General features: G+C 69.8%; 19 protein-coding genes. 10 read left to right on the forward strand and 9 right to left on the reverse strand.

What is annotated here, in order from left to right:
- The first annotated feature begins 8 nt into the window (after positions 1-8).
- Positions 9-641 carry a TetR/AcrR family transcriptional regulator gene (locus AB0H88_RS30265; RefSeq protein WP_357650338.1) on the forward strand — a complete coding sequence of 211 codons (633 nt, stop codon included), beginning with the start codon at positions 9-11 and terminating at the stop codon, positions 639-641.
- Positions 642-827: 186 nt separating this feature from the next.
- Positions 828-1,403, forward strand: coding sequence for a hypothetical protein (locus AB0H88_RS30270; RefSeq protein ID WP_357650340.1), 576 nt, complete (start codon positions 828-830; stop codon positions 1,401-1,403).
- A 57-nt stretch (positions 1,404-1,460) separates the two neighbouring features.
- Here AB0H88_RS30270 and AB0H88_RS30275 read toward each other — a convergent pair whose 3' ends face one another.
- Both AB0H88_RS30275 and AB0H88_RS30280 read right to left on the reverse strand, forming a co-directional pair.
- On the reverse strand, positions 1,461-2,486 hold the full coding sequence (locus AB0H88_RS30275; protein WP_357650342.1) for a hypothetical protein: 1,026 nt from the start codon (positions 2,484-2,486) through the stop codon (positions 1,461-1,463).
- Between the two features lie 5 nt (positions 2,487-2,491).
- Complete coding sequence (locus tag AB0H88_RS30280) at positions 2,492-3,070, reverse strand: hypothetical protein (protein ID WP_357650344.1); 579 nt, start codon at positions 3,068-3,070, stop codon at positions 2,492-2,494.
- Between the two features lie 221 nt (positions 3,071-3,291).
- Here AB0H88_RS30280 and AB0H88_RS30285 point away from each other — a divergent pair, with 221 nt between their 5' ends.
- Positions 3,292-4,053 carry a hypothetical protein gene (locus AB0H88_RS30285; protein WP_357650347.1) on the forward strand — a complete coding sequence of 254 codons (762 nt, stop codon included), beginning with the start codon at positions 3,292-3,294 and terminating at the stop codon, positions 4,051-4,053.
- Between the two features lie 288 nt (positions 4,054-4,341).
- Positions 4,342-5,454 (forward strand): virginiamycin B lyase, encoded by a 1,113-nt coding sequence (locus AB0H88_RS30290; RefSeq protein ID WP_357650349.1) that lies wholly within the window; start codon positions 4,342-4,344, stop codon positions 5,452-5,454.
- 184 nt (positions 5,455-5,638) lie between these two features.
- Here the strand turns inward: AB0H88_RS30290 and AB0H88_RS30295 are convergent, their stop codons facing one another.
- Positions 5,639-6,802 (reverse strand): HAMP domain-containing sensor histidine kinase, encoded by a 1,164-nt coding sequence (locus AB0H88_RS30295; protein WP_357650351.1) that lies wholly within the window; start codon positions 6,800-6,802, stop codon positions 5,639-5,641.
- A 110-nt stretch (positions 6,803-6,912) separates the two neighbouring features.
- Between AB0H88_RS30295 and AB0H88_RS30300 the strand changes: the two genes are divergently transcribed.
- From AB0H88_RS30300 to AB0H88_RS30310, 3 genes are read left to right on the forward strand one after another with little or no spacing between them, the layout of a single operon-like run.
- Positions 6,913-7,842 carry an ATP-binding cassette domain-containing protein gene (locus tag AB0H88_RS30300; protein ID WP_357650353.1) on the forward strand — a complete coding sequence of 310 codons (930 nt, stop codon included), beginning with the start codon at positions 6,913-6,915 and terminating at the stop codon, positions 7,840-7,842.
- Complete coding sequence (locus AB0H88_RS30305; protein ID WP_357650356.1) at positions 7,839-9,407, forward strand: ABC transporter permease subunit; 1,569 nt, start codon at positions 7,839-7,841, stop codon at positions 9,405-9,407. Before AB0H88_RS30300 ends, AB0H88_RS30305 begins: the two co-directional genes overlap by 4 nt.
- Entirely contained in the window at positions 9,404-10,180 is a 777-nt protein-coding gene (locus AB0H88_RS30310) for an ABC transporter permease (protein WP_357650359.1), read from the forward strand. The genes AB0H88_RS30305 and AB0H88_RS30310 overlap by 4 nt, the downstream gene beginning before the upstream one ends.
- 232 nt (positions 10,181-10,412) lie before the next feature.
- Here AB0H88_RS30310 and AB0H88_RS30315 read toward each other — a convergent pair whose 3' ends face one another.
- The 3 genes from AB0H88_RS30315 to AB0H88_RS30325 form a co-directional block, all read right to left on the reverse strand.
- On the reverse strand, positions 10,413-10,973 hold the full coding sequence (locus AB0H88_RS30315) for a GNAT family protein (RefSeq protein ID WP_357650361.1): 561 nt from the start codon (positions 10,971-10,973) through the stop codon (positions 10,413-10,415).
- 52 nt (positions 10,974-11,025) lie between these two features.
- Positions 11,026-12,135 (reverse strand): helix-turn-helix domain-containing protein, encoded by a 1,110-nt coding sequence (locus AB0H88_RS30320; RefSeq protein WP_357650364.1) that lies wholly within the window; start codon positions 12,133-12,135, stop codon positions 11,026-11,028.
- A gap of 182 nt (positions 12,136-12,317) precedes the next feature.
- On the reverse strand, positions 12,318-13,340 hold the full coding sequence (locus AB0H88_RS30325) for a LysR family transcriptional regulator (RefSeq protein ID WP_357650366.1): 1,023 nt from the start codon (positions 13,338-13,340) through the stop codon (positions 12,318-12,320).
- Between the two features lie 109 nt (positions 13,341-13,449).
- On the opposite strand from AB0H88_RS30325, the gene dnaE reads away from it, so the two are divergent.
- From dnaE to AB0H88_RS30340, 3 genes are all read left to right on the forward strand, one after another.
- Entirely contained in the window at positions 13,450-16,992 is a 3,543-nt protein-coding gene (gene dnaE, locus AB0H88_RS30330) for a DNA polymerase III subunit alpha (protein ID WP_357650368.1), read from the forward strand.
- A 58-nt stretch (positions 16,993-17,050) separates the two neighbouring features.
- Positions 17,051-17,437 (forward strand): BlaI/MecI/CopY family transcriptional regulator, encoded by a 387-nt coding sequence (locus AB0H88_RS30335; protein WP_357650371.1) that lies wholly within the window; start codon positions 17,051-17,053, stop codon positions 17,435-17,437.
- A gap of 102 nt (positions 17,438-17,539) precedes the next feature.
- Positions 17,540-17,707, forward strand: coding sequence for a hypothetical protein (locus tag AB0H88_RS30340; protein ID WP_357650373.1), 168 nt, complete (start codon positions 17,540-17,542; stop codon positions 17,705-17,707).
- A gap of 207 nt (positions 17,708-17,914) precedes the next feature.
- On the opposite strand, the gene AB0H88_RS30345 is transcribed toward AB0H88_RS30340, so the two are convergent.
- From AB0H88_RS30345 to AB0H88_RS30355, 3 genes are all read right to left on the reverse strand, one after another.
- Positions 17,915-18,982 carry an MBL fold metallo-hydrolase gene (locus AB0H88_RS30345; protein WP_357650375.1) on the reverse strand — a complete coding sequence of 356 codons (1,068 nt, stop codon included), beginning with the start codon at positions 18,980-18,982 and terminating at the stop codon, positions 17,915-17,917.
- A gap of 91 nt (positions 18,983-19,073) precedes the next feature.
- A complete protein-coding gene (locus AB0H88_RS30350) occupies positions 19,074-19,943 on the reverse strand; it encodes an alpha/beta hydrolase (RefSeq protein WP_357650377.1) in 870 nt (289 codons plus the stop codon).
- 91 nt (positions 19,944-20,034) lie between these two features.
- A complete protein-coding gene (locus AB0H88_RS30355; RefSeq protein ID WP_357650380.1) occupies positions 20,035-21,069 on the reverse strand; it encodes an alpha/beta hydrolase in 1,035 nt (344 codons plus the stop codon).
- Between the last annotated feature and the right edge of the window lie 10 nt (positions 21,070-21,079).

Below are 21,079 nucleotides of genomic sequence, written 5' to 3' on the forward strand. Positions count from 1 at the left end.
TTAGTTAGGTGACTGACTCGAAAGGCTCCCGGGTGAAGACGGCGACCGCGAAGCGGCAGCGGCTGATGATCGCCGCCGCCCGGGTCGTGCATCAGCAGGGCGCGGAACGCACCACCATCGCCGACATCGCCCGCGCCGCCGACGTGCCCGTGGGCAACGTGTACTACTACTTCAAGACCAAGGACGAGCTGATCTCGGCCGCGCTCGCCGAGCAGGTCCGGCAGCTGGGGTTCCTCACCGAACACCTGGAAGGCCTCGGTGGCCCGCTGGAGCGGCTCAAGGGCCTGGTGGAGGCGTGGGTCAGCCAGCGCGAGCTCGCGGCCCGCTACGGCTGCCCGACCGGAACGCTGGCCGTCGAGCTGGACAAACGCGACGAAGGCGGCCTGGATGTGGAGGTGGGAAAGGCCATCCGGCTGCTGCTGGACTGGGTTGAACGCCAGTTCCGTGAGCTTGGGCTGCCTGATCCCGACGGACTCGCCCTGACTCTGGTGGGCGCCTATCAGGGCATGTCGTTGCTGGCCAACGCCCTGCGCGAGCCCGACGTCATGACGCGGCAAGGTGCCCGCCTGATCGCTTGGCTGGACTGCCTGCCGGGCGACGGCTGCCCAGAGCGGTCGGGTGACCCTTCTCAAGGCCGATGACGACATCGCCGCCGGGACCTGTTCATCGAGCGGGCAGAGCGGAACGCCAAGCGCCAATAGATCATGACAAAGGAGTCGCCAGTTGCGTGTAGGGGGCGTTTCCGGACGTCTCGTGCAGAGCAGGATGTGATCGACATGTTGGCGCCCTGGGGGCGGGGCGGATTCGATGGGGGGTCGGCCATGGGAATGAGCCGATTTGATGCTCTGCGGGCGGGCACGGCCGCTGCGATGGTCACCACGGCGCTGGCATGGGCGCCATCCGCCCAGGGGGATACGTGCGAAGCGTCGACCACCTGCTCCACGACGGTGACGTTCACCGTCAACGCGGGCGAGGGTCTGGAGATCAGCGTGCCCGACGGGCCGGTCAGCCTCGGCGGCGGCCAGCCCGGCAACCAGGTCAGCGGGCAACTCCAGGTCGTCACGGTCATGGACCAGCGGGCCGCGCTCAACGCCACCTGGACGGCGAGCGTGTCCGGCACGCCGCTCACGACCGGCGGCGGTACGGGCGCCGAGATCATACCGCTGAGCGCGCTCAGCTACTGGTCGGGGCCCGCGACGGCCACCACCGGGGTCGGAACCTTCGTGCCCGGTCAGCCCACCGCCGCCTCCGCGCAGGTGCTCGACGAGGTGTACACGGCCTTCAGCAAGATCAGCGGCGCCGGCCGCAACTCCGCCAGCTGGAACCCGACCATCGTGGTCAACGTCCCCGACCAGGCGGTGGCCGGCATCTACACCGGCACCATCAGCCACTCGGTCGCCTGAGCCGGTGACCGGACGCCCGCGGCCGCACCGGAGCCGATCGCCGCTCAGCGGCTCGGATCAGCCGGCGCTCTTACGGCGGGCGCGCAAACGGCGGTAGGTGATGATCAGGACCGTCCCGGCGGCCAGGGCCGCGATCCCGGGGAGGACGAGGATCAGCGACAGCGGGAAGTCCGAGGACGCGGTCAGACCCCACGTCCCCGCCTTGTGCGGAAAGGTGAACGTTCCGGTCTCCGTCCGGTCGATCCGGCCGCTCCTGAGCGTGAGGCTGAACTTCCACGGCCCGTCGGGAAGTTCCTGTCCCAGGTGTACGGAGACATCCCCCTGCTGGCCGGGGGCCAGGGTCGTGCCCCGCTCGATCGGGAAGGGGCCCGCGCTCAGAGCGCTCGGCCCGTCCGTGAGCGACAGCTTCCCTTCGAGGTCGATGGCGCGTTCGCCGGTGTTGGCGATGGTGGCCACGATCTTCGGCTGCCCGTCCTCGGTCCGCTGGGGCAGAATCTCGCCGATCCTGAAGTCCGAGGGTGGCTCATCGCCCGGACCGACGTCGAGGTAGGCGCGGAGCCCGACGCGGTTGACGAGAGTGATGCCCTTCTGCTGCCCCGCGCCGGGTGAGGAGATCTGTGCCCAGATGACGGCGTATCGCTCACCCTTGGGAGCCCACGCGGGAATGCCGACGGTGGCCTTCACCGACGTCCTGCCCTGCGGTGGCAGGTCGGTGGCGGCCTGGTTGAGCTTGATCCAGGAGCTCAGTTCGTTCGGCGTGCGCTCGGGCTCGAAGGTGAAGCGGCCATGGCTGATGCCGGCGCCGGCGCTGTACAGCTCCACGTGCAGGGACTTGTCCGAGACGTTGTACACCTCGAAGCGCCGGGTGAACGTGGTACCGGGATTGACATGGTCGACGATGAAGGCGTGCGCGCGCGGGTCGTCCATCCGGTTGGCGGGGATCTCCAGCAGCCGGATGCCGATGCTGTCCTTGTCGGAGGGGCGCGCCGCGCCCCGGCTCGAGTCCGCGATCGCCGGTGCGCTGAGCATCGCGTACGCGAGCAGCGTCACGGAGACGAGCCGGGGCAACAGTGAAGTGGGCATGTGGGCTAGGCGACGGAGTGGTTCACCGTGCCGGTGTAGACGCCCGCCACCGCTTGATCGGGGACGTTGACCACGACGGTCGGGTTCCAGGTGGCGGAGTTGTCGCCGGAGCCGGTCGTCTTGCTGAAGGCGGTGCGTGAGACGTCCAGCGACTGCGCGGCCGCCGCGTTCACCTGACCGGGAACGAAAGTCCCGGTCCCTGTGGTGGCGGTCGCCGCGCCGGACCAGTACAGGACGGCCGTGTTGGGAACGGTCTCGGCGGTGGTGCCGCCACCCGTGGTGAAGGCTCCCGCCGCGGCGACCACGGACGCCACCCAGGTGGCGGTGAGCGCGGCGCGCTGGTCGGCCACCGTGACCGAGCCGAGCTGCGCGCTGATCTGGCCGGCCGGGTTGCCGCTACCGAGGCTCGCCGTGTTCGGTACGGTGATCTGCAGCCCGCCTTCGGCGGCCACGGTAAAGGTCACCGTGGTGGAGCAGGTGGTGGACGCGGCACAGGTGCCGGCCTGTGCGGGCGGGGCCACCGCCACGGTCGCCATGATGCCGGCGATGCCTATCAGGGGAAGGCCCAGACGGCTTTTGAACACTGCTGTCTCCTTCATCGCATTTCCCGCCCTGTCTGGGCCGTTTCTCAGCACATTCTCCTCAGTGATCAGATTTCGGAAACTGTCTCAGAGGGCACCTGGCACACTTTTGGTGATCAAATGACGACCAGCTGAAATTGGCAATTCACCTCGGGGGGTCATGTGTGAGGAATAACGGTGGTTATGGCGATTCGCCCCTGCACTCTGGTCCACAACGGCATCGGATGTTCCCATATCTGAGAGCTCTTGCCGTTGTCTTTGCGTGGGAATTGCCGTTCACGGATCTGGCTGGGGAACATAGCGAGCAGAATGTGATCTACGATTCCATCGGTTTGCTGCGCGTCGCCGAACAGTCTCCGGACTTGAGCGCGACATGCTTCACGCGCATGGTCGATAGGTCACTTGTGAGGACGGGAATGCGGATGAGCCGTGCGGGTAACCCCGTTGCGCGAGCATCCTTGGCGCTGGTGGCGTCGATCGTGGCGCCGCTGTCTCTCGGGGCGCCGGCGGCGTCGGCCGGTCCGCGTGCCGCGCCCCCCGCCACGATCGCGGTGCGCGCCGACACACTGACGATCACCGTACCTAACTCGGTGAACTTCGGCGCCGACTCGCAAGGCGGCTCGATCAGCGCATCCCTGGGCACGGTGACCGTGGCGGACGCCCGCATCGGGATTCCGCCCTGGACGGCCACCGTGTCGGCCACCGATTTCACCCTCAGTGGATCGCCCACACAGACCATCCCAAAAGCGAATATCGCCTACTGGTCCGGCGCGGCCACCGTTTCAACAGGCGGCGGTACTCGCGTCCCCGGGCAAGCCACTGCGGCCCAGAAAGTCGCGCTGTCATCGTCGGCGACCGCATTCAGCGGACGCAAAACGGCGGCGATTCTCCAAACCACGGCCTGGGCACCTACGATCGTCATCACCATCCCGTCCTCCGCCGTCTCGGGCACCTACAACGGCAGCATCATCCACTCGGTCGCCTGAGCGGCACGACTGCCTGAACAGCACATCTGCCTGAGCGGCGAGCCTGCCGATGAGTTGGCACTTCCGTGACCAGCCACGAACGCGGATGGCTGAAGGCGAGCCGCGGCCGCAGGAGATATTGAGACCGCCGGAGCGGACATCGAACGCCATTGTCCGGCCCGGCCCACGGGTTTTGCGCCGATGTCGCGGATCCCGCTGACGGCGGCCCGACACCGCGAGCCTCGATTCATCAAATGGCGCCCGGCTCGCGATCCTTTTTCGTCTTCTGGAAGGGATGTCATGTCTCACTTGACTCGACGCCTGGGGTACCCGCTCGTGGTCATGGCCCTGGCCATGGCGGCGAGCGCGCCCATGGCCGTATCCGCGTCCAACTCCCCGCCGTTTCGCCCGGAACGCCCCTGGGTGAAGCTCTGCCTCAAGCTCAAGCAGATGCCGCAGCACCGGCGGATCAAGTGCCACTTCCCGCCCGCGCCCCGCGGTCCTCAAGCTGCCCGGCTCGCGGCGGAAGCCGGCAGGCGGACGCCGTCGATCAGCGAGCTGTCGATACCGACCTACCCCGCCACTCCCATCGGGATCACGTCCGGCCCGGACGGCAATGTGTGGTTCACCGAGAACTACGCCGACAAGATCGGGAAAGTAACGACAGAGGGCCTGTTCACCGAGTACTCCCTTCCCACCGAGGACGCCGAGCCGGCGCACATCACCACCGGACCGGACGGCGCGATCTGGTTCACCGAGGCGATCGGCAACAAGATCGGCCGGATCACCACCTCCGGAACGATCACCGAGTACGAATTGCCGACCAGCGAGGCCTACCCGTGGGGCATAACCGCGGGGTCGGACGGCGCCCTGTGGTTCGTCGAGACGATCGCCAACAAGATCGGCCGGATCACCACCTCCGGAACGATCACCGAGTACGAGCTGCCGTCCGGCGAAACCTACCCGATGCGCATCACCGCGGGTCCGGACGACAACCTCTGGTTCACCGAACCGCTCATCGGAAGCGTCGGGCAGATCACCACCGACGGCACGATCACCGAGTTCGCCGCCCCGACCACCGGCTCGATGCCCATCGGGATCACCACGGGGCCTGACGGCAACCTGTGGTACACCGACGCCAACGGCAAGGTCGGCAAGACCACCACCACGGGCACCTTCACCGAGTACACGCTCTCCGACTCCAACAGCTTCCCGTGGGGCATCACCGTCGGGTCGGACAACAACCTGTGGTTCACCGAGCAAGAGATCAACAACGTCGCCAGTATCACCACTTCCGGGACGATCAACGAGTACGAGGTACCGACCATCTCCTCCGGACCGATCGACATCACCGCCGGGCCCGACGACAATCTCTGGGCCACCGAGAACAACATCTCGCAGCTGGCCATCGTGACCCCCTGACCCGACCTCCCGACCTCTGGCAGGCGGGCCGCTCCCTCGGATCCAGGAAGCAGATCCAGGAAGCGGCCCGCCGCGCCGCGTCCGGGCCGCCCCCCGCCACCTGCGCGTTCACGCCGCGTCCGGGCCGCCCCCCACCACCTGCACCTTTACGCCGCGTCCGGGCCGCCCCCCACCACCTGCACCTTCACGCCGAGACCTCTGCCGACGCCGGCGGCAGCGAGACGATGACCCGCAGGCCGCCGTCGGGCCGCGCCCGCAGCTCCAGAGCGCCGCCGTGCGCGGTGGCGATGGCCGCGACGATCGACAGTCCGAGCCCGGCACCCTCGCCGGAGCCGGTCCGGTCGGTGCCGAGCCGCTCGAACGGCTGGGCCAGCCGCGCGACCTGCTCCTGGTCGAGAACCGGCCCGCCCGTCTCCACGACGAGCAGCGCGGTTTCGCCGTCGGCCGTGGCGGCGAGGCGGATCCAGCCGCCGTCGTGGTTGTGCGTGATCGCGTTGTCGATCACGTTCTCGGCCAGGCGGGACAGGAGCGTCCGGCTGCCCCGTGTCCACGCGCTGTCGTGGACGTCGCCGTCGTCGACGGTGAGGTTCTTGGCGGTGATGTCGGCGGCTCGGGCGGCCAGGGCCGTGGACACCGTACGGCCGAGCGAGACTTCCGCCCGGTCGGCCAGGGCGCCGTGCTGGGTGCGGGCGAGCACGAGGGAGCCTTCCAGCAGCCGGTCGACCCGGTCCAGCTCGGTGCGGAGCCGGTCGGCCAGCGCGACCGTCCGCGCGGGTACGGGTTCGGGCTTGGCCAGGGCCACGTCCAGCGACGCCCGCATGGTCGCCAGCGGGGTGCGCAGCTCATGGGAGGCGTTGGCGACGAAGCGGCGCTGCGCGGCGAAGGAGCCCTCCAAGCGTTCCAGCAGGTCGTCGATGGTGTCGGCGAGGTCCTTCACCTCGTCGGCCGGGCCTGGCACGGCCAGCCGCTCGTGCAGGTTGTCGGCGGAGATCCGCCGGGTGGCCGCGGTGATCGTCCGCAGCGGGCGCAGCACCCGGCCCGCGACCACCCGGCCCAGCACGAGCGACACCACGGCCATGACGGCCAGCGCGATCGCCGAGCCGATGAGGAGCCGGCGTGATTGGAGCACCTGGATCTCCGACAGCTGACTCTGGAGGCGGGCGATGAGCTCCTGGGCGGCGCCGGGCGTGAGCTGCTCGGCTGGCGGTGTCTCCATGGGGGAGGTGACCCGCGTCCCAAGGCTCACCAGGTTGGTGATGGCCAGCAGCCCGACGCCGGACAGGAGGAACAGGGCGCCGTACAGGGCGGTGAAGCGCAGCCGTACGGTGCGCTCCCGCAGCTTCCTCATGAGTTCTCCCCCCGCCGAGTGTCGGCCTCCAGGATGCCGTCCGGGACCTAACAACGACGTGACAGCCTCCGTTCGGCCCACGTTATGGCCTGGTGCGTAGAACCGAACCCATGCGAGCAACCATCGAGGTCGCCGGGCTGCGTAAGCGGTTCGGCCAGACCATGGCGTTGGACGGGATGTCCTTCACCGTGGAGCCGGGGCAGGTCACGGGCTTCGTCGGCCCCAACGGAGCGGGTAAGTCCACCACGATGCGGGTGATCCTCGGCCTGGACGCGGCCGACGAGGGCACCGCGCTGGTGGGCGGGCGGCCGTACACGGGCCTGCGCGACCCGCTGCGTCACGTCGGCGCGCTGCTGGACGCCGCCGCGCTGCAACCCAGCCGCACCGGCCGCGACCACCTGCTGTGGCTGGCCCACTCCCAGGGGCTGGGCGCCCGGCGGGTCGATGAGGTGATCGAGCGGGTGGGGCTCGGGTCGGCGGCCAGGCGCCGGGCGGGCGGCTTCTCCCTGGGCATGCGGCAGCGGCTCGGCATCGCCGCCGCGCTGCTCGGCGATCCGCCCGTGCTCATGCTCGACGAGCCGTCCAACGGCCTCGACCCCGAGGGCATCGTGTGGATGCGCGGCTTCCTGCGGGCGCTGGCCGCCCAGGGCCGGGCCGTGCTCGTCTCCAGCCACCTGATGAGCGAGCTCGAGGACACCGCCGACCATCTCGTGGTGGTGGGCCGCGGCCGGGTCGTCGCCGACACCAGCGTGGCCGGCCTGATCGCCGCCGCCTCCACCGGCCGGGTCGCGCTGCGCACCACGGCGCCGTCGGAGGCGATGACGGCGCTGGCACACGCCGGCGCCGCCGTGGCCGCCACCGGCCGCGACACCCTCACGGTGACCGGGCTGGCGGCCGAGCACGTCGTGGCGCTCCTCAACCGGTCCGCGGTGCCGTTCTCGGAGGTGTCGGCGCATCGCGCGACGCTGGAGGAGGCGTACATGGAGCTGACCCGCGACGCCGTCGAGTTCCGCGCCGCAGGGCAGGAGGCGGCACGATGAGCGATCGGCGTCCGGGCGACGCGCCCGGCCTCAGCACCGCCACCGCCCACCGCTCCGGCTTCGCGCGGCTGCTGCGCGCCGAATGGACCAAGTTCCGGACGGTCCGCGGCTGGGTGCTCGCCATGGCGGCCGCGGCGCTGGTCACCGTCCTGCTGGGGCTGCTGTCCGCCTCGGGCAGCCACACGTCGTGCGGCGGCGCCTGTCCCGCCGTTCCGGTGGGTCCGGGCGGCGAGGCGGTGGAGGACAAGTTCTACTTCGTCCACCGGCCGCTGAACGGAGACGGCAGCATCACCGTCCGCGTGACCTCGATGACCGGCCAGATCCGCCGGCCCGACCTCACCCCGGGGACCCGGCAGGTCGTCCCCGGTCTCGTGCCGTGGGCCAAGGCCGGAGTCATGATCAAGGAGAGCATGAAGCAGGGCTCCACCTACGCGGCGGTGATGGTCACCGGTGCGCACGGGGTGCGGATGCAGCACGACTTCACCCAGGACGTGGCCGGCCGGCCCGGCGGCGTCTCCCAGCAGTCCCCGCGCTGGCTGCGGCTGACCCGCTCCGGTGCGGATCTCACCGGCTACGAGTCCACCGACGGCAGGCAGTGGACCCGCGTCGGAACCGCGCGCCTGGCCGGGTTGCCGGACGCGGTACAGGTCGGGCTCTTCGCCGCCTCCCCAGGGGACCTGACGGTAACGCCGGGCGATTTCGGCGGATCCAGCGCGGCCTCCCGCTTCGCCGAAGCCACCGCCGTGTTCGACCAGGTCAGTCTCCAAGGCTCGGCCGCCAGTGGCGCGTGGCGGCCCGACGACGTGGGCGTCACCCTGAACCCCGACGGGTCGGCCCACCATCCGGGCGGCTTCAAGGAGTCCGGCGATACGTACACGGTGACCGGCGTCGGCGACATCGCGCCGCTCTCGGACGGCCAGCAGATCGAGAACACCCTCACCGGCGTGCTGACCGGGCTGATCGTGGTGATCGTGGTGGCGGTCATGTTCATCACCACCGAATACCGGCGCGGCCTGATCCGCACCACCCTGCTCGCCGGTCCGCGGCGCGGCCGGACGCTCGTGGCCAAGGCCCTGGCCATCGGTGCGGTCACCTTCGTCACCGGACTGGTCGCGGCCACGGCGGCGGTCATGCTCGGCAAGGGGATCCTGGTCGCCAACGGCAACTATGTCCTGCCGGTGGCGCCGTTCACCGAACTGCGTGTCATCGTCGGCACGGCGGTGCTGCTCGCCGCCGCCGCGATCCTCGCCCTCGCCGTGGGCACGTTGTTCCGGCGCAGCGTCGCGGCGGTCATCACCGCCATCGTGCTGATCGTCGTCCCCTACATCCTCGCGACCGCCTCGGTCCTGCCCGCGGGCGCGGCGCAGTGGCTGATGCGGCTCACCCCGGCCGCCGGCTTCGCGATCCAGCAGAGCATTCCGGCGTACGCGCACGTACTAGGCAACTACCTCCCGTCGGGCGGCTACTACCCGCTGGCACCGTGGGCCGGCCTCGCCGTGCTCTGCGGATACGCCGTGCTCGCGCTCGGCCTGGCCGTCTTCCAGCTCCGTCGGAGGGACGCATGAGACGACACCTGCAAGCGGAGTGGACGAAACTGCGTACCGTGGCCGGCACGGGCTGGCTGCTGCTCGGGCTCGTCGCGCTGACCGTCGCCGTGAGCGTCGTGGCGGCCGCCGCCGTGTCCTGCACGTCGGCGGGCTGCGCCTACGACCCCGCCAAGATCAGCCTGTTCGGGGTCCAGGTAGGCCAGGCGATGGTCGCCATCCTGGCCGTGCTGGCGATCAGCGGCGAGTACAGCACCGGCATGATCCGCACCACGCTGGCGGCGATGCCGCGCCGGGCCACCGTGCTGGCCGCCAAGGCGGCCGTGGTCACCGGGCTGACGCTGGCCGCAGGGACCGTCGCGGTGCTCGCGTCCCTGCTGGTCGGGCGGCGTGTCCTGCTCGAGAACGGCTTCACCCGCGGTCCCGGCACCCCGATGCTGTCCCTGTTCGAGGGGCCGATGTTGCGCGCGGCGTTCGGCTCGGTCCTGTACCTCGCGCTGATCGCCCTGCTCAGCCTCGGCATCGCCGCCGCCGTGCGGGACTCGGCCACGGCCATCGGGATCGTGCTCGGCCTGCTGTACGTCCTCTCCATCCTGCCCTTCATGATCGCCGACCCGGGCTGGCAGAAGCTCCTCTGGCAGCTCTCCCCGATGAACGCCGGGCTCGCCATCCAGGCGACCACCCATCTGTCCACCCTGCCCCTCAGCCCATGGGCGGGACTCGGTGTCCTGGCCCTCTGGGCCACCGTGGCACTCGTGGGCGGCGGGCTGTCGCTACGACTGCGCGACGCCTGAACGACGCCTGAGCAACACCCGCCCGCACGTCAGGTGGAACGTGGTGGAACGCCCCAAGAGCACAGAGAGGGTGCCGCAAGAAGGCGGAACTGCGCATGCCGTCCGCCGCCACCTTCACGCCGCAGGGCGGATGGCCGGTGCTCGTAGGGGCCCAGTGAGGTCAGCCGCCTGCGGCGGCTGACCGACCGAACGCTGGGGCCGAACGCCGGGCGGGGGAGCAGCGCGCATCGCTCTAGGGCGCCTGCTTGCCCGCCCGCCACTCCGGCGCGAGCACCGACCAGACCTCCATGTCGAGTCGCTTCCCCCGATACGGGTAGCTCTCGCGCAACACGCCGTCCTTCGTCATTCCGAGGCGCCGGGCCACCGCGATGCTGGACGCGTTCTCCGCCGAGACCACCCACTCCACGCGGTGGACGCCCCGCTCCTCTACGGCCCAGTCGATGATCACCCGCGCGGCCCTGGTCACCAGACCCTTGCCCGCCGCGGCCGGCTCCAGCCAGCAGCCCACTTCGGCGTTGCCGTGCTCGATGTCCATCGTCCGGAAGAGCACCCCGCCGACCAGATCGCCGTCCGTCCATATGCCGTAGATCCGGCCCACGTCGGCCGCGGCCTTCTCGGCGTACGCCCGCAGGTACGAGCGGCTCGACTCCAGGTCCGTGACGACGTCCGGCAGCGCGATGTGCTGCCCGATGAACTCCCGTCCCCGGTCCATGTGGTCAAGGAACTCCGCGGCCCGCCACGGCTCCAGCGGGCGCAGCTCTGCGCCGTCGTCGCCCAGGGATATCGCGTACATAGCCCCCCTCAATGGTCCAATTTGTGGGGATCCTCTCACGCGCCACGCGACGTCATCTTCCCGCGGTCGCGACAGCGTGGGCCGCGCCGCGTCCGCCGGCTCGGGCGACGATCTTGCCCGCCTGAACGCGTACGGCGGCCTCCGTGGCGTCGCCGGTGTCCGGGAGGCCGATGGCCGAGGCGATGGTGGCGTGGTCGTCGAGGACGAGGCGGAGACCAGGCCGGGTGTCCGGTGCGAACACCCGCCGCAGGCACCCGGTGAGGTCGCCGACCCTGAGCCGGACGAGACGTCCGATCTCGGCGGGATCGCTTGTCACCACGGCCACGGTGATCCGGTCGCCCGGCCGGGCGGCGCGGACGGCTTCCTCCGCCGCCTCCAACCGGCCGGCCCCGAGGACCGCGATCACGCCGTCGGCGTCGAATCCGACCCGGTGGCCGGTGATCTGATCCGGCAACTCGGCGGGCGGCTCCCAGAGATCCTGGACGGGCTGCGCGGGGGCGACGAAGGGCAGGTGCGGCGGGTCCCACGTGTCGGCGAGGTCGAGGCCGGCCAGGTGCTCGCAGGCCCGTGCCACGTCGAAGGGGTCGGCGAAGCCGGGCGCCGTATCGGCCAGGTGACCGGCGCCGTTCAGCAACGTGAGGACCAGTTCGGCCAGGCGTACGCACCGCGGGTGGCGCGGCAGGCGTGACTCCGGCGACCCCGGCGACCCCGGCGATCCCGCCGACCCCAGCGACTCCAGTGCGAGAGCGAGCAGCAGCGCCTCCAGCCTGGTGACCTGCGCCAGCGCGGTGCGGCCAGGCTCGTCGTCGAACACCCCGGCCAGCGATAGCAGCCGCAGGCTCCCGTCGGCGGGCGTGTCGCCGGTCAGCGGCAGGCGGTCGAGCCAGCTACGGGCGAACGCGCCCGTCGCCTCGGCCAGGCCGGTTGGCGACGGCGCCTCAGGGACCTCCGAGCGCTCGATCGAGTCGACGAGGACCGCCAGATAGAGCGCGCGCTTGCTCGGGAAGTTCGAGTAGACCGCACCACGGGTCAGCTCCGCCCGCTCCGCGATCCGGTCGACCTTGGCGTCGGCGTATCCACGCTCGCCGAACTCCTCCCGCGCGGCGGCCAGGACGGCCCCCCTGGTGCGTTCCTGCTGCTGCGCCCGGGTCAGCCTGACCATGGCCACCTCTTCGTCCCCATCATGGCCACAGGATACTAACAACATTCGGATGCATCGATCATCTGACTTCATGAAGGCCGCCATGCCGGGGCCGACAGCCGGTTCGGGAACTGGCGAGCCCGGCAACCGGCGGCACTCGGCGGGTAGCCCGCGTCTTTTGGACGCGTACCTTCTGAAGGCGGCTACCCGCCAAAGGAGGCACGGTCGAAGGAGACACGGTCGAAGGCGGCACGGTCGAAGGCGGCACGGTCGAAGGCGGCACGGTCGAAGGCGGCACGGTCGAAGTCCGGCAGCCACTGGTGCCGCGGGTCGAACGGCCGCCGATCGCGCACGACGAAGCGGATGAGCCTGGCCAGCACCGGGTGGTGGTTTCGCGGGTGGAAGAGCAGCGACCACGGGTACATGGGCGCCGGGTCGGCGATCGGGATCTGGACGGTGCGCGGATGCCAGGGCAGCCGGCACCGCTCGCCCACGAACCCGATGCGTTGACCGGAGCCGATCTCCTCCACGAAGTAGTCCCAGCCGAAGTTCGGCCCTGAGGTGTCGATCCGGATGTCGAACGCGGCGCTCAGCGAGCGGTAGAACTCGGCCCACTCACTTTCAGGGTGGTTGCCGGGCATCCACACGGTCGACCCGGACAGCCGTTCCATCTCGACCTTCCGCAGGTCGGCGAGGGGGTGGTCGCGGCTGACCAGCAGATGCACCGGTTCGAGGTAGGCCGGCACGTACCGGAGGTCCTCCTCCAGTCCGTCGCCGACGCGGGCGAAGGCCGCGTCGACGGATCCGGCGGCGAGCGCCCCGCGCGCGGATCTGAGCCCGTTCGAGGTGGTGACGTCGATCTCCACGTCCTCGGCGCTCTGGTGGAAGGCCCGGATCAGGTCGATGGAGGCCAGCCGGGTGTCCAGTACGTCGACCCGGAGCGCGCGGCGTCGGCCGCGCAGCACTTCGAGGGCCTGGTCGGCGATGCTGACCAGGGCACGCGCGTGGTGGAGGAACGCTCTGCCGTCCTCGGTGAGGTCGGTGCCGTTGCGTGAGCGGGCGAACAACCTCGCGCCGAGGTCGGACTCCAGCTTCGCGATCCGCTTGGAGACGGCCTGCTGGCTGATGCCCAGCCGGGCCGCGGCTTCGCTGAAGTATCGCTCCTCGGTGACGGCGACGAAGGCGCGGACTGTGCCGAGATCAAGATCCGCCGCGCTCCTTTCCACAACTGTTGATTGTGAGGGATCGGTGTGTTGATTGTTGGACAACCCCGCCTGCTCTCGGGTCGAATGCTCGGGTCGTACACGAGCCTACAACCAGGAGGCGTGGTCGTTCGTGGAGTCCTTCGTCCATCTGCACGTGCACACCGAGTACAGCATGCTCGACGGCGCCGCCAAGGTCGGCCTGCTGATGCAGGAGGTGTCGCGGCTGGGGATGCCGGCCGTGGCGATGAGCGACCACGGCAACGTGCACGGGGCGTACGAGTTCTACCATGCGGCGCGCGAAGCGGGCATCAAGCCGATCATCGGCATCGAGAGCTACCTCGCCCCCGCCTCGCGGCACCACCGGCGGCCGGTGTACTACAGCGACAACCTCGCGTTGCGCCGGTCCAACGACGACACCGGCGAGGGCGGTGACGTCTCCGGGCGCGGCCTGTACACGCACATGACGATGTGGGCCGCCGACGCTCAAGGCCTGCGGAACCTGTTCCGCCTCCAGTCCCGGGCCTGGCTGGAAGGCCATGTCCAGAAATATCCGCGCATGGATGATGAGTTGCTGGCCGAGTACGGGCAGGGCATCGTCGCCACGACCGGCTGCCCGTCCGGGGAGGTGCAGACCAGGCTGCGGCTCGGCCAGTACGACCAGGCGGTGCGGGCGGCCGCCCGCTACCGCGACATCTTCGGCCGGGACGGCTACTTCCTGGAGTTGATGGACCACGGCCTCGCCATCGAGCGCCGGGTCCGCGAGGACCTGCTGCGGCTCGGCAAGGAGCTGGCCCTGCCGCCGCTGGCCACCAACGACTCCCACTACGTCACCGAGAGCCAGTCCCAGGCGCACGACGCGCTGCTGTGCGTCGGCACCGGCAAGCGGCTCGCCGACGCCGACCGGTTCCGCTTCAGCGGCAGCGGCTACTACATCAAGTCCGCCGAGCGGATGCGGGCTCTGTGGGACGTCGAGGTCCCGGGCGCCTGCGACAACACGCTGCTGATCGCCGAGCGCGTCGGCGACTACGGCGAGGTCTTCGCCCACCGGGACCTGACACCACGCTTCCCCGTCCCCGAAGGCGAGAGCGAGTCCAGCTGGCTGCGCCGGGAGACCCTGCGGGGGGCGGGCCACCGCTACGGCGGCCACCCGACCCAGGAGGTGCTGGACCGCATCGACTACGAGCTGTCGGTCATCGACGCCATGGGCTTTCCCGGCTACTTCCTGGTGGTCGCCGACATCTGCCGGTACGCCCGGGACAACGGCATCGGCCTGGGCCCCGGCCGCGGCTCGGCCACCGGCTCGATCGTCGCCTACTGCACGGGCATCACCCAGCTCGACCCGATCGAGCACAAGCTGATCTTCGAACGCTTCCTCAACCCCGAGCGCATCACCATGCCCGACGTCGACCTCGACTTCGATGACCGGCGGCGCGACGAGATGATCGATTACGTCACCCGCAAGTACGGCGATGACCGGGTCTGCCAGATCGTCACATTCGGCACCATCAAGGCCAAGGCCGCCATCAAGGACTCCTGTCGCGTGCTCGGCCTGCCGTACGCGCTGGGGGACCGCATCACCAAGGCGTTCCCGGCGGCGGTCGGCGGCAAGGAGATCCCGCTCGCCGCCATCCACGACGAGCAGCACGCCCGGCACGGCGAGGCCGCCGAGGTACGGGCGATGTACGAGCAGGACCCCGACGTCAAACGGGTGATCGACACCGCAGCCGGCATCGAGGGCCTCACCCGCGGCACCGGCGTCCACGCCGCGGGCGTGATTCTTTCCAGGGAACCCCTGATCGACGTGATCCCCCTGGTCAAGCCCAAGGCCGCCGGTCCGGTCATCAGCGGCTTCCCCTTCACCCAGGCCGAGGACATGGGCCTGCTGAAGATGGACTTCCTCGGCCTGCGCAACCTCACCGTCATCGGCGACGCCATCGCCGGCGTCCGCGCCAACAAGGGCGTCCACATCGACATCCTGGAGGTCCCGCTCGACGACACCACCACGTACGAGCTGCTGGCGCGCGGCGACACGCTGGGGGTCTTCCAACTGGACAGCGGCGGCATGCGGGTCCTGCTCAGATTGATGCGGCCGACCACGTTCACCGACATCGCCGCCGTGAACGCGCTGTACCGGCCGGGCCCGATGGAGATGAACGCCCACACCAACTACGCGCTGCGCAAGACCGGCAGGCAGCCGGTCGAGCCGATCCACCCCGAGCTGGAGCAGGCCCTGGAGCCCATCTTGGGCGACACCTACCACCTGGTCGTCTTCCAGGAACAGGTCATGGCCATCGCCCAGCAACTGGCCGGGTATTCACTCGGCGCCGCCGACATGCTGCGCCGGGCCATGGGCAAGAAGAAGAAGGAGGTCCTGGACGCCGAATGGGACCGGTTCTCCACGGGCATGCGCGGCCGCGGCTTCTGCGGCGAGGCGATCAAGGCCGTCTGGGACGTCCTGGTGCCCTTCAGCGGGTACGGCTTCAACAAGTCGCACACCGCCGGCTACGGCCTGGTCTCGTACTGGACCGCCTACCTCAAGGCCAACCATCCCAGCGAATACCTGGCGGCACTGCTCACCTCCGTCGGCGACGACAAGGACAAGATGGCCGTCTACCTGTCGGACTGCCGTCGCCTGGGCATCAAGGTGCTGCCGCCCGACGTCAACGCCAGCCGGCTGGACTTCGCCGCCGTCGGCTCCGACATCCGCTTCGGCCTGGGCGCCGTACGCAACGTCGGAGCCGGTGTCGTGGACGCGATCGTCACCACCCGGGAGGCCAGGGGACCTTACACCGACTTCAACGACTTCCTCGGCAAGGTCCCGTCCGTCGTCTGCAACAAACGCGTCATCGAGTCGCTGGCCAGGGCCGGCGCGTTCGACAGCCTGGGTCATCACCGCAAGGCCCTGGTCGCGGTGCACGAGCAGGCCGTCGACGCGGTCATCGACATCAAGCGCAACGAGGCGCACGGGCAGGACTCGCTGTTCGGCGAGCCGGGCCACGACGGTGCCTTCTCGATCGCGATCCCCGACGGCGAGTGGGACAAGGCCACGCTGCTCGCCTTCGAACGAGAGATGCTCGGCCTGTACGTGTCCAGCCACCCGCTCGACGGCGCGGAAGGCGTTCTGGACGCCAACCGCGACACCACGATCGCCGACCTCCTGGCCTCAGGGCGGCAGGACGCGACGATCCGGGTGAGCGGCATCATCTCGGGCGTGCAGCGCAAGGTCACCAAACAGGGCAGCCAGTGGGCGATCGTCACGCTGGAGGATCACGACGCCGCCGTGGAGTGCCTGATCTTCCCCAAGACCTACGGCCTCTACGGCGAGGCGCTGGCCGAGGATCGCGTGATCTGCGTGCGGGGACGGATCAACGTACGCGACGAGACGCTGAGCGTCTACGGCGAGGAGATCGTCCCGCTCGACATCTCCCAGGCGGACGCCGAGCCGCCCGTGGTGATCACGGTCCAGGAGGCCCGCCTGAACCTCCGGATCGTCCAGGAGCTCAAACTCATCCTGACCGCCCATCCCGGCCGGGCACCCGTGCACGTGCGCTTGCACCGCCGTGGAGCCAAAGGCGTGCTGCTGAACCTCGAACCGTTCAAGGTCGCTCCAGAATCGGCGTTCTACAGCGACATCAAGGCGCTACTCGGTGCCGGCGCGATCGGGGGAGCATGAAGCGGTCCCCACAATGATTGCCAGGTGCCGGACGGCAGGGGGACGGTAGCCTTCCATCTTGAGTAGAACACGGGCAAGAGGGGCGACGGTGCAGCTCGGCAACCTGGAGCGATCGGTCATGGAAGCCCTGTGGAAGCATCCCGGGGGCATGTTCGCCCACGTCCTCGCCGCGGAGCTGCCTTCCCGGCCCGCCATCACGACGGTGTTGACCGTCTTGATGCGGCTCTCGAACAAGGGCATGGTCTCCCGCGAGCGCATCGGACGAGCACACCTGTACAGGGCCACCGCGGACAAGGACGCCTTCGTCGCCGAGGCCATGCGCGCTGCCCTGGACGAGGCCGGCGACGTCGCGGCGGCCGTGCAGCGCTTCGTCGGAACGGTGACGCCGGAGGTGGCCGCCGCCTTGCGCGCTGCCCTGGGCGAGCGGGGCGGATCCGGGCGATGATCGCCTGGCTGTTCGCGGCCGGGATCGCGCTGATGCCGGTGGCGCTCGGTGACCGGGCCGCGCGCAGGCTGGCCGGGGCGGCGTGGACAGACCGCTGCCCCCGTGAGCCTGGCCAGCGTCGAGGCGGGCCGGATCCGGCTCTCCTCCGCCACCCACAACCTCGCGGCGGCGGCCGCGCGCTATCACACGGTCGTGGTGATGGCTTGGGGGCTCGTCATCGCCGGGCTCATTCTCCAGCGGTTCTGGATGTACTGGACACTCCTGATCTGATCCGGTGTGCTGGGGCAGGACGAAGTCCTCGCCCGCCAGTTCGGCCGGCCCGACGGCGGGGCGGACGGCCGGCGGGTGTGCGCCGAAACGGCAGGCGATGCGGGAAGCCCACGAAGCGGTGTCCAACACGGCCGTCCTCCTCATCGGTGTGAGGGCGGTTTCGTAGGACCACGACTGCCGGCTCTTGGCCGGCGTCGAGCGTGTTGGTCAGGGATGGATGCCGAAGGGCCCGAGCAGGCCGGTATCGATGCGCATGGACTCCAGCAGGCCGTAGGCGTTGTCCTTGGTGAACACGTCGGCGGCGGCCAGCGTGCCGAGGTAGCCGGCGATGACCGGGGCGGCGGCCTGCTGGGCGACCGCGTCCAGGTAGCCGGCGAAGATCGCCCACGCGTTGCCTGCCGGACCGTACTTGGCGAAGAACGGCGCCGGGTCGAGGCTGGAGACCGTGTCACGGACGCTGGTCCGCAGGTCGGCCAGATATCGCTGTTGCAGGTGTCCGTCGGCGCGGGTGCCGAGGCGGCCGAGGTGGCCGCCGACGAGGGTGCGCCACGGATATCTCATGGCGGTGTCGTGGGCCCGCAACCAGCCGGGGATGTCCTGGGAGACGGCGAGGTTCTTGAACGGCACCCAGCCGGGATAGAGCACGTCGACCACCATGAGGGTCTCCTGCTTGGGGGCGTAGACGAAGATGTTGTCGGGTGAGTGGTTGGGGCCGTGGTAGGCCAGTTCGAGACGCTCGCCGCCGACCCGCAGGACGTGGTGGTCGTCGAAGGTGAGCGTGGGCGCCGGCCGGTTCGGGTCCGCGTCCCGGCGCAGGAATCTCGCGGTCTCGGTATGTGCGATGCGGATGACGTCCTTGCCGAGGATCGAGGCGGCTCCGATGTGGTCGGCGTGCGAGTGGGAGTAGATGAGGTGGGTCACCGTCCGGGGGCGGCCGTTGGCCCGGGTAACCTCCTCGATGGCGCGCAGCAGGTTGTGCCCGATGGTGGGTGGCGCGTCGACGAGGACGACGCCCTGGCGCGTGGTCAGGAACATGGCCTGGTAGGAGGAGTCGGTGACCCAGTACAGGTCGCCGTTGATCTGGCCGACGAAGTAGCCCTTGTCGTTGAGAGCGGGGCCCTTCGACGCCTCGGGGATGGGCGCGTAGTCGGGCAGGGCGCCGGATGCCGGCGCGTCTCCGGGCCCGAACAGGCCAGCGGCCAGGGGCAGCGCCGACACGGCGGTCGCTCGGGTGAGGAAGGTTCGCCTACTCGCTGGGGCGGTGGTGTGGACCATGGGGATTGTCTCCAGGCGGCCAGGGCCGGAACGGCGGCAGGCGCGGGGATCGCGCGCCTGCCGCGGTCCGGACCGATGGGTGTGGTGTGGATCAGCGGGTGGTGCGGGCTGCCGCTGTGATGACAGCGGTGGTGGCGTCAGGCCGGGAGATCATGACCACGTGTGAGGCTTCCCTGACTTCGCTGGTGTGCGCGCCGGCGCGCTTGGCCATGAACCGCTGGGCTGCGGGTGGGATGGCCTGGTCGGCGCCGGCGACCAGGTACCAGGAGGGGATGGTCTTCCAGGCGGGCGGTCCGCTGGGGGAGCCGAGCGCGGCCAGGGCGGCCGGGCGCTGGGTGGCGGCCATCAGCTCGGTGTCGCGGGCGGGCAGGTCGGCGGCGAAGGCGGCGCGGAACTTGGCCGGATCGACGTAGGCGTCGGTGCCGGTGCCGCCGCCGGGCAGCGGGTACTGGCGGGTGATCAGGCTGGTGGGCAGCTGGCTGCCGGGGAACTCGCCGGTCAGGTCGAGCGCTGACTCGGCCTCCTCGGGTGCGAATGCGGCGATGAAGACCAGCGCCTTGACGTTGGGGTGGCCGGTGGCGGCGTTGGAGATGACCGCTCCGCCGTAGGAGTGACCGACCAGGATGACCGGTCCGTCGATGGTGGACACGATGCTCGACAGGTAGGCCGAATCGCCCGCCAGGTCACGCAGGGGGTTGGCGGGGGCGATCACCGGGTAGCCGGCCCCTTGGAGCCGGGCGACGACCTTGTTCCAGCTCGAGGCGTCGGCGAACGCACCGTGGACCAGCACCACGGTGGGTTTGGCCGTATGGCGGCCCGCCGCGTCGGAGGCGGCGGCCGGCGAGGAGAGAGCTGTGACCAGGATGGCCAGCATGGACAGGAGGGCCAGCGTCACGGGCAGCAGGATGCGGATTCCCGGCCGGGAGAGCGGAGAGGTCTGTCGGGACACGTGCGCGGACATGGCGGATCTCCTTGGTAGGGGTGGTTCTGCGCGTCGCCGGTATGGGGTTGACGTTCCTTGTTCATGTGGGTGCTCCTGTTTCGGCGTCGGGTCAGTTCTTTTTGAGGAAGCGCAGGAGCACGCGGGTGAGCTGTTCGGGCTGTTCCTCGAAGATCCAGTGACCGGAGTCCTCGATGACGATCCCGGTCACATGGCCGGCGTACCGGCGGACCTGGGTGGGGACGAAGTCACCGAGGCTGCCGCGGGCGCCGATGGCGAGCACGGGCATGGGGAGCTTCTTCGCGCTGTACGCGCGGTTGTCGGCGACGTCCTTGGGGAAGGCGCGGAACCATTCGAAACTCGCCCGCAGGTGAGCGTCATCGCGCAGGTAGCGGGCGTACTCGCGGACCTGTTTGTCGCTGACGCCGTTCTTCTTGACTTCGAGGGAGTCGATGAAACGCTCCACCCACTGCTCTTCCCTGCCGTTCACCATGCGCTCGGGCAGGCCGTTGGTGAGGCTGAAGTAGCCGAAGTTCCAAGCGCCCGGCCCCTTCGCGGTGAGGGAGGGGAAGGTGTAGAGGGTCTTGTCGGGGATGGGGGCCTCGCTGAGGACCAGCTTGGTGACGTCGCCGGGGTGGGCGGCGGCGTAGGCGTAGGCGACCATCGTGCCGATGTCGTGCCCCACGAGCCTGATGTCCCGCTTGAGGCCGAGCGTGGTCAGCAAGCCGTACAGGTCAGCGGCGAGGGTCTTCTTGTCGTAGCCATTGGCGGGTGCGTCGCTCTTGCCTGCTCCGCGTAGATCCGGCGCGATGACCGTGTAGTGCTTGGCGAGTTCGGGCAGGATTTCGCGCCAGGTGTACCAGGTTTGCGGGTATCCGTGCAGCAGAACCAGCGTCGGCCCGTGTCCACCGCGCACGTAGTTGATCGCGATGTTGCCGACCTGAACTCTCTTCTCGCGGAAACCTGCCGGAATACGCGGCTCATGGCCGCTCTTCGGCGGCGTCTTGGAGGTGATGGCTGTGATGGGCGCCGGTGTGGCCTGGGCGGAGGCGGCAGGGGCGAGGCTGGTGAGCATGCCGATCACCGCGATCGGGATGACGACGCGGCCGCGGATCTTCGGGTCAAGGGTGAAATGGATTGTTTTCACAAGAGGTTCC

Source organism: Nonomuraea sp. NPDC050680 (assembly GCF_040654555.1).
Taxonomy (GTDB): Bacteria; Actinomycetota; Actinomycetes; order Streptosporangiales; family Streptosporangiaceae; genus Nonomuraea.